7 protein-coding genes and 1 pseudogene are annotated in these 8008 nt (G+C 33.5%); 6 read left to right on the top strand and 2 right to left on the bottom strand.

Features of this window, described 5'->3' with window-relative positions:
• Positions 1 to 92: 92 nt before the first annotated feature.
• Positions 93 to 962, bottom strand: coding sequence for a cation diffusion facilitator family transporter (locus tag V7068_RS20315; protein WP_499714294.1), 870 nt, complete (start codon positions 960 to 962; stop codon positions 93 to 95).
• Positions 963 to 1589: 627 nt separating this feature from the next.
• Here V7068_RS20315 and V7068_RS20310 point away from each other — a divergent pair.
• Both V7068_RS20310 and V7068_RS20305 read left to right on the top strand, forming a co-directional pair.
• Positions 1590 to 2099: a DoxX family protein gene (locus V7068_RS20310; RefSeq protein ID WP_499714293.1), complete on the top strand. Its 510-nt coding sequence runs from the start codon at positions 1590 to 1592 to the stop codon at positions 2097 to 2099.
• A gap of 330 nt (positions 2100 to 2429) precedes the next feature.
• The gene (locus V7068_RS20305) at positions 2430 to 2663 is read left to right on the top strand and encodes a hypothetical protein (RefSeq protein WP_499714292.1); all 234 of its coding nucleotides are present in this window, start codon (positions 2430 to 2432) and stop codon (positions 2661 to 2663) included.
• A 356-nt stretch (positions 2664 to 3019) separates the two neighbouring features.
• On the opposite strand, the gene V7068_RS20300 is transcribed toward V7068_RS20305, so the two are convergent.
• Positions 3020 to 3793, bottom strand: coding sequence for an SDR family NAD(P)-dependent oxidoreductase (locus V7068_RS20300; protein ID WP_499714291.1), 774 nt, complete (start codon positions 3791 to 3793; stop codon positions 3020 to 3022).
• Positions 3794 to 4083: 290 nt separating this feature from the next.
• Between V7068_RS20300 and V7068_RS20295 the strand changes: the two genes are divergently transcribed.
• The 4 genes and pseudogenes from V7068_RS20295 to V7068_RS20280 all read left to right on the top strand — a co-directional run bounded on the left by V7068_RS20295 (position 4084) and on the right by V7068_RS20280 (position 7933).
• A complete protein-coding gene (locus V7068_RS20295) occupies positions 4084 to 4854 on the top strand; it encodes an SDR family NAD(P)-dependent oxidoreductase (RefSeq protein WP_499714290.1) in 771 nt (256 codons plus the stop codon).
• Positions 4855 to 5468: 614 nt separating this feature from the next.
• A pseudogene (locus V7068_RS20290) lies at positions 5469 to 5885 on the top strand (RNA polymerase sigma factor); the annotation flags it as partial.
• A complete protein-coding gene (locus tag V7068_RS20285) occupies positions 5869 to 6795 on the top strand; it encodes an anti sigma factor C-terminal domain-containing protein (RefSeq protein ID WP_499714289.1) in 927 nt (308 codons plus the stop codon). The pseudogene V7068_RS20290 and the gene V7068_RS20285, both read left to right, overlap by 17 nt.
• Before the next feature lie 274 nt (positions 6796 to 7069).
• Positions 7070 to 7933: a metallophosphoesterase gene (locus V7068_RS20280; RefSeq protein ID WP_499714288.1), complete on the top strand. Its 864-nt coding sequence runs from the start codon at positions 7070 to 7072 to the stop codon at positions 7931 to 7933.
• The last annotated feature ends 75 nt before the right edge of the window (positions 7934 to 8008 follow it).

The raw sequence follows: 8008 nt of genomic DNA, 5'->3' as shown, positions 1-8008 counted from the left end.
GTCTTGATAACATCTTTAGGAATTTGGCCTTTTTTATTTTATTTAAAATAATGTATCTATTCATACTCTATATCTGCTGAAAGTTTTTTTGATTAATTTGGTTCTACATGTACATGAACATCGTATACTCCATAATCATTTATCATGACTTTTTCAATATGGGTTGCTATCTCGTGAGCCTCTTTAATATCTAGGGTAGAATTAACAAGAATTTCAACATCTATTACTTCGTTATTCCCATAGTTTCTTCCTTTAATCCCTTTTATTCCTTTAACTCCACCTACTTTTAATATTACATTTTTATACAGTTCTATTTTCTCTGGATCAAACCCATCCGAAAGTTCATGAGAAGCTTGTTTAAAAATATCCCAAGCTGTTTTACATATTAATAAACCTACAATAATAGCTGTTACTGTATCAAGCCAAGGCATATTTAATTGTGAACCGAAAATACCTACTGCAGTTCCTATACTTATCCAAGCATCTGAGATGTTATCTTTTGCAGCTGCCATAACTGATTTGCTATTAATTTTAATAGCTAGCTTTTTATTGTAGCGATAGACAAAATACATGACTAATGCAGAAAAAACACCCACATAAGCTGCTATTATGTCGGGTGACTCTTTCCCACCTTGAATCATTGAAGTAACAGCATCAAGCAATACTTGTATACCCACTGCTACCATAATAAATGAAGCAATCATTGATGCAATAGTTTCACTTTTCCAATGACCATACCCATGATCCTTATCAGGTGGTCTTTGTGAAAGCTTTAGTCCAATAAGTACAGCAATAGATGCAATGATATCGGTTGTATTATTTAGACCATCTGCTTTTAATGCAGCAGAGTCACTTATGTACCCAATAGCTAATTTTAAAACGGAAAGACAAATGTAAGCAATTATACTAATGATTGCTCCACGCTCTCCTAATTTAAGATTATTATATTTTATCTCTTCCAATAGTAATTCTCCCCTCAATCAAGTGCAAAATTATCATAACAGGTAAAATATAGGTGGGTCTAGAGCAACCTTTTTGCAAGACTCTATCTAGTCTGACCATATATAAATATTTTGTACTGGGGAAAAACCAACTGGGGTTTATTCTGTCACATTAGGAGGTAATTTGCGCTTATTTTAAGTACTATTTTGCACATCTAACCTTAAAACTCACTACCTTTATATGAGAAGATTAATAGATGTTACTTTCTCGTTAAGTGACAAAAAAGTTGTTTAAAACATAATAAAGTTGTTTAAAAAATGTGAGTCATTCTATTCAACAATCGGGTGCTTTTCTGAAACAAGGATTAGCGCTTTTTTTATTTAAGGGCCATTTTATTGAATATAATTCAATCCTACATAAAAAATAAATTGTGACAAGTTGATCCCCTAGATGCCCAAGAGGAGTTAAAAAAGTTGTATAAACTATTCATCTCTTTCTATATATCTTTAATTGTTCTCTCTTATTGCAACAGGAGGTTTTTGTAACATATCTGTTACATATTTTTTACATGAACGATAATGATAATCGTTATCGTTTATAGTATTATATCAATTAGTAATTATTTTTTAATATTTAGGAGGAAAAGTATGTTTATTGATTTTCTAAGAGAAAATAAAAAGATCTCTATACTTTTAGCTGTGCTACGTGTATATCTCGGATATACGTGGATTATGGCTGGTTGGGGAAAGGTAGCAAGCGGACAATTTGATGCTTCTGGTTTCTTACAGGGTGCGTTAGCTAAAGCAACAGGAGAACACCCAGCTGTTCAGGGGTGGTGGGTTGTTTTTCTAGAAAACGTAGCCATTCCTAATGTAGAGATATTCAATACTTTAGTACCTTGGGGAGAATTACTAGTGGGAATAGGTTTATTGGTGGGTTGTTTCACTAAAACAGCAGTATTATTTGGACTGATTATGAACTTCTCTTATCTGTTTAGCGGTACGACAAGTGCCAATCCACAACTTGTTTTATTATCTATGTTTATTCTCGTTTCTGCTGTGAATGCAGGAAAATATGGGATTGATGGTATGATTATGCCAACTCTTAAAGAAAAACTATTTGTCAACAAAAAAAGAGAGGAAAGAGCTGCGGCTTAGTTATAAGTAGTTTGGTGTTGAACTAACTTGTGCTTATATAAAGTATCATCGAAAAAAATAGAAAGCACCTTTAACCTTTGTGTATATGTATACTAGAAAAGTAGTTAATCAACAGCCTTTGATCTTCCACAATCGGGCGCATTTCCGGAATAGGAAAAGCGTCCTTTTTGCATGAAAGGACCATTATCTTGAATAACACTGGTAAAGAAAATTGGGTAGTTATGTTAGAGTATAGATAAGATTGTAAAAAAATGTACTTAAGCTAAATGGCAGTATAGTGGAAGTAGGTAAAATAAGAAAGTATTTCGCTTGTGAAAAGGGAGAGAAAAAATGAAAAAATTGATAGGGATTTTCATCGTGGTACAGGCTATACTCACTGGTCTAATCCTATATGGTTTAAACTCTATATCTAATTCAATTTTAATATCAGCTGTACATCAAAAAAATGGTGTCAATACTATAGCGTGGTCTGATAATCTGGATACCACCACCTATTTAATATTAGCAGCCATTTTGATAGTCGGAGCATACCTTATAGTTACAAAAGATAAAAATTCAAGATAATTAGAACGTAGTAAAACCTGTAGAAGTCAATTGCAACTATACTTGTTGACTGTTATGTAAGAGCCCAGCAAATAATTTATGTTTAAACAAATCTTATTCAACTATAGGGCGCAATTCTGCAGTAAGAATTGTGCTCTTTCTTCATGTTTAGGTCAATTTTATGGAAGATGAGCATAAAGGACTTAATTAATTGTTTAGATATAAAAAATTATCTTTTATCTATATTAAATGATGGCAAGCATAAAGGAATCAGACATTTCGCAATCCGATTCCTTGATTTTCAAAATGAAAGTATCTGCCTTAGGGTCTAAAACACACTAGCATCCAAATAGCCCTTTTTTAAACACTTTATCTGATCAAACGGATGTAGCACCTTGTCCACCATCAATACGGTAATAAGAACCTGATATGAATGACGCTTTTTCGGAAGCTAAGAATGTGATTAAGTTTGCAATTTCATAAGCTTCAGCATAACGATTCATTGGCACTGAAGCTGCAAATGCTGCTTTGGCTTCTTCTTCTTTACCAGGCATTGCATTTCTTTCAATAGAACGCATCATTTGTGTATCTACACCGGAAGGGCAAACTGCAACGGAACGTATGCCATATTCTGCTCCTTCAAGAGCTGCTGTTTTATTAAGAGCAATCACGGCATGCTTAGATGCTACATAGGCACTCATTCCAGGCGCACCGAGCAATCCACCATTAGATGCCAAATTGACAATTGAACCTTGTTTTTGATTGATCATGACTTTCATGACATATTTTAAGCCCAAGAATACCCCGATCACGTTAACATTTAATACATTTTTAAAGTTTGTAACGGTTTGATCCACAATATTTGCAAAATCACCATTAATACCAGCATTATTTATAAATGAATCGATTCTTCCATATTTTTCAACAGTATCATTAACATATTTTTTTACTGCCTCTTCATTTGTTACGTCTGCAGTCAATAATAAGGCTTCAGAAATTCCTGCCTCTTTTACTGCTTTTTCTAAGGCCTCTTGTTTTAGGTCGACTAATGCTAATTTTGCACCTTCCTCAGCAAAAGCTTTAGCGGTAGCAATCCCAATACCACCAGCAGCTCCAGTAATTAAAACCACTTTATTTGAAAAACTTCCCACAGAAAATCCCTCCTTATGTTTACAAATGATATTATCCTGTGCTTTTATGAAAATTACTCCATTTATTAGCCGGAGTATTTTTGTATAAAACCTTCTTCTTTGTTTTTTAAGAATTGGGCGTGTATTTCAGAGTGAAAATTGTGCACTTTCTTTATGTATAGGGGAGATTGTAGAGTGACTTTCAATTTGAATGATATTGAACACCTTAACAAATACTGATCTTGAAGGTGTTTTTTCTTCACGTAGTAAGATTTAAAAAATATATCGGTAAGTTTTCTGGAGGTATTCATATGACTTTCCCAGTTTTAGAAGGAAAAGTAGCCATCGTTACAGGCGCAGCAATGGGTATGGGTGAGGCAACAGCGAAGTTATTCACAGAAGCAAAAGCAAAGGTTGTCATAGCAGATTTTAATGAAGAAAAAGGACGTGCAGTGACAGAAGAAATCAATGCAAGTGGTGGCGAAGCTGCTTTTGTAAAAGTGGATATTTCAAAATCTGAAGAAGTACAAGCTATGGTTAGATTCGCAGTTGATAAATTTGGTAAATTAGATGTAGCAGTAAATAACGCTGCTTTAACGCCCGATGATAAACCAGTAGCTGAATTTGATGAAACGTACTGGAATCGCCTAATCTCAGTTGATTTAACTGGTACTGCACTTTGCATGAAATATGAATTACAGCAAATGCAAAAACAAGGACATGGTGGCTCTATTATTAACATTTCTTCTGTTAGTGGATTCCGTCCACAACCAAATAATATTGCTTACGTTGCGGCGAAGCATGGTGTTGTTGGGATGACAAAAGTGGCAGCTTTGGAAAATGGTCCACTTAATATTCGTGTTAATTCGGTTGCACCAGGTGCAATAGATACGCCAATGCTTCGTGGCGCATTAGAACAATTCGGATTCACAGAAGAAGAATATGCGCCTCAGCTAAGTCTACTAAATCGTTTTGGACAGCCACGAGAGATAGCTCAAGCTAGTTTATGGCTGGCTTCTGACGCATCTTCTTATGTGACAGGTACAACAATTCATGTAGACGCAGGTTATACCTCTCGCTAATAATCATAAAAAAACCGAAGAGGTTGTCTCTTTGGTTTCCAATATTGGAATTAAGTGAGGTGTTTTAACAAGCAAAATTTTTAAACAAGTATCAAAGAATGGCATTTTACATTAACAGAGCCTAAAGCTAAGATAATTTTTTTCTAAACGAGTGCGTTAGTGAAAGAAAATTATCTTAGTTTTAGGAGTGAGATCATATTTTAGGTATACCAGAAAAGGGCGCTTTCCTGTAGCAAGGATCAGTGCTTATTTCCATTTTAAGGCCAGATTATGGAGCAACCTTTAAAGGGAATTGGATATTTGTGTTAAAGTTTAGATGAGATTGTGAAGGCTTGTACTTAAACTCCCTCAGATAGATACGTATTACTCGTGAATGCTAACAGGGCAATTTAGTTGAATAAGAAATAGTTAACAGACCTAATGCGATTCTTAGATTGATGAATCGCTTTTTTTCATGATAATTTTAAAGATACTGTATACTTTTTAGCTCTTCTTACGTTATAAAGACGGGAGGAGGAAAGTTCTTGAAGAGTCGGTTCTCAAATGACCAGTTAATTAAAGTTATGAATGAGCTATATTTCTATTTAAAAAAGTAAGGTGCTGATTCGGAGACAGCAAAAGATATTGTCCAAGAATCAGTTTATAAGTCGATGATACATATTGAGTCAATTGATACCGACAAATATAGAGCTTGGCTTTTTCGGGTAGCGATAAATTTGTATTACGATTACTGTCGAAAAAATAAAAAATCACAATTCTTACTATTAGACGAAAATCTTGTATCTAATTCAAAATTGATTGAGGATTTAATGATTACAAAAGAAGATCAAAACCAAATAAAAAATACTCTTGAACGCTTACCATTGATATTTAAGCAATTACTTCTTCTTAAATACGATTTGGAATGGTCTTATCAACAGATTGCAGATTATTTAGAAATGAAACCAAGTGGAGTGAAAACATATTTAGCCCGTGCAAGAGCAAAATTTAAAGAACTATATTGGAGGGAAGAAAATGAAAGACCAAAATGAAGAAAACTTGAAATCAATTTTTGATGAGAACTCTTTAGATAAAACATTGAAAAAGGCAAAACGTATTACTTTCTTGAGGACACTTATAATATCTGCAATTGTATGTATTCTTATAGTTTTTGGTGTTTATAGGGCTAATGCTTGGTGGATAAGTAAAAAAGGTAGTGAAATAGCTTCTAATCTAATTATACAAGATGCAGTAATGAAAGCTCCTAATACAATAATAGAAACGGAAACGATAGATATAGGTTTATTTAAAGGAACAATTAAACGGGAAGTGTATAAAGTTATTGAAACTAAAGTAATTCCTTGGGATTCTCAAGAGGTGAAATATGGATTAAGGGGATTTTCTTCAACATCGTTTTCATCTTACAGTACAAAGATTGATGATACCACTCAAATAAACTTTCCAAGTGGACAGAGGGAAATGTTATTTTATGTCCTGCAATTCAAATACAAAACATATTCTAATGATTTATTAAAACTTAAAGAATATCCAAACGATAAATATATAGAAATGGCAATCTCCTTTGATAAGAGTTATTCATTAAATGAAGTTAAAAAAATGATTCCTAATTCAATCAAACCAACGTGGTTTTGGGTAAATAACTACTCTAAAAATTCCGATTTTAGAGATGCGCCTGAATCTGGACAATGGTTATTTGGAATATCAAACCCCTCTTCAAAGTTAGGACAAGTTTTAAGTACCCCTGAAGTGAAAGGTGAATTAGACTTCTTAAACCGTTTAAAGAAATTTAATAAGAATGACTACCAATTCATAAGTAAACACCAAAAAGGTGGTTTGATTATAGGGGCAGTTGTTACTGGAACAAAAGAAAATTTACTAGTATTACAAGGACAACCTTATGTAAAAGCATCAAGTTTAGGTGCGGTTGTAGAAAAATATTAGTGAAAATCATCAGAAATCGTTGATTTTTATGTAGTTCTTACTCAACTAACGGTTAGCTCGGGTTGAAGAGTGGAGCTTGTTATGGCAGCCTCTTTTTATTGAACAAAACCAGTTAATAGAAGTTTCAGGGATTTTCAACAATCGGGCCATTTAACGGAGCAACACCTTTAAAGAAAATGAATCCCTATGTTAAAGTTTAGAAGGGATTGTGAAATTTTGTACTTAAAGTAACGAGATAGTTTAAGCAAGACATTGGATTTTGCAGGAGGAAATAATGGTTAATAAACGTAGGAAAATATTCGTAATCACTTTTGCAATTTTAATCTGTTTAATAGTTTATTACTTTTTACAACTTAATTGGATTTCGGTCTCAAATAAAGCTGTCCATTTAGAGGATTTGCCAGAGGAATTTGATAGCTTTAAAGTTGTACAGTTATCAGATTTGCACAATAAAGAATTTGGAGAAGGAAACAAAAGGTTGGTTAATAAAATCAATAAAATTGAGCCAGATATAATTATTATAACTGGTGATATGTTAAATAACTCTCACGACATAGCGAATAACGGAGAAGTTCTAAAAAAGTTACTTGAAAATCTAAATAATAAATATCCGATTTATTATGTGACAGGTGAACACGAAGAAGGTTTGTATTATGAAGATAGAAACAAGTATCAAAAAGAAGGTACAAAGGAAGCATACGAGGAGAAATTAAACAAACTCGGTGTTACGGTACTAAATGATGAACAAACAACTATCACAAGGCAAGACGCTGAAATCAACTTGTATGGGTTAAAGGAGCATTTATCAGGGGAAATTCAAATTAAAGAACGATTAGGCAAAACTAATGAAGAAGAAGTTAATATTTTACTTACGCATAGACCTTTTTATTTCGAGGAATATGCGGAGTGGGGAGCAGATTTAGTCTTTACTGGGGATACACACGGAGGAATGATAAGAATACCTTTTTTAGGTGGGGTATTTTCAACGGAGGAGTTTTTTTTCCTAGAATATGATGCTGGTTTGTTTCAAGAAGAAAACTCAACGATGGTTGTAAATAGAGGTTTGGGTAACTATCCAATCCCTCTTAGAATAAATAACCGACCAGAAATAGTTGTAATTACTCTAAAAAGTAGATAAGAACAAAATTCTTATTCAAGTAAAGGGCGCAAGAATTGAGCAATGATGGACTGTTTCAGCAGTCCATTTTTCTTG

The organism is Bacillus sp. JJ634 (assembly GCF_036962285.1).
GTDB classification, from domain to species: domain Bacteria; phylum Bacillota; class Bacilli; order Bacillales; family DSM-1321; genus Peribacillus; species Peribacillus asahii_A.
This window is presented reverse-complemented; position numbering and strand designations above follow the sequence as displayed.